The organism is Azoarcus sp. Soil_N_20 (assembly GCF_057656155.1).
In genome coordinates, this window is the sequence record NZ_JBDGKX010000048.1 from 1 (window position 1) to 848 (window position 848).

General features: G+C 61.2%; 2 protein-coding genes. Both read left to right on the forward strand.

The annotated features are described in order from the left end of the window. Window positions 1-396: hypothetical protein (locus tag AC3A35_RS27805; protein ID WP_487439793.1), on the forward strand; the 396-nt coding region annotated here is incomplete at its 5' end. Beyond that, the coding region (locus AC3A35_RS27810) for a hypothetical protein (protein ID WP_487439794.1) at window positions 327-848 on the forward strand (522 nt) is incomplete at its 3' end. The genes AC3A35_RS27805 and AC3A35_RS27810, both read left to right, overlap by 70 nt.

Consider the following 848-nt stretch of genomic DNA (forward strand, 5'->3'; position numbering starts at 1 on the left):
GCCGCACAGGCGTCCGAGTGGACGGTGTCGGGACAAGCCACCCTGGTTGAGGGCGAGCAACGCCTGCGGTTGGAGCTCGACACCAAGCGTGCCCCGGTGAGCCACACCGACGAGGACGCGGGAGACGTCACGGTCCCGCGCCCTTCGGGCCGCCTGATCGAAGACGGTGGCGACAACGTGAAACTCGTGTGCCGCATGAAGGGCTTCGATCATCAGGGCAGCTACAAGCATCCGGATGTGCTGACCAACGTGACCTACTGCCTGGGCAAGCTGATCCAGCTAGCCACGCCGCTCGACCAACTCCCGCAAAGTAAGGAAAGAAGTTCATGGCCCGAAACTGCAATCGAGGAATCATCGGCATCCTCCTCTCCCTCCTCTCCGGCGCCGGCGCTTTGAACACCGTTGCCGCCGACCACATTACCGCACCTGAACGCGTGGCCTGCTTCGGGCGCTTCATGATTGATCTGCCACCCGGGGCCGAGGTGGTAGGGCACCGGTCAGAATTCATGTTCGGTACCGTTAACTCGGAGCGCGTGGAATTCGATGCGAAAGGGTTCAACCAGCGAATGGCAAAGCGAGAAGCGGAGCTCCGGGCGGGCAAGGATGAGAAAGGGGACGATTTCGTTCGCGAGAGGGACGGCGGAAGTGCAAATGCGCGGATTTTTGAACTCACGAAGAAACTGCTGATCGCCCAGTCTCACGGCTTCGCCGCGTACAAGTGGGACAATGGCGTGGTGTTCTCCATGCGGCAATCCGGATTCATCCCGGACAGACTCGAATCCGTTTTTGAGCGTCTTCAATCGCGCCTGCTCTCCGGACTGCGTGCCCGCAGTGCCACCGAAATCCCC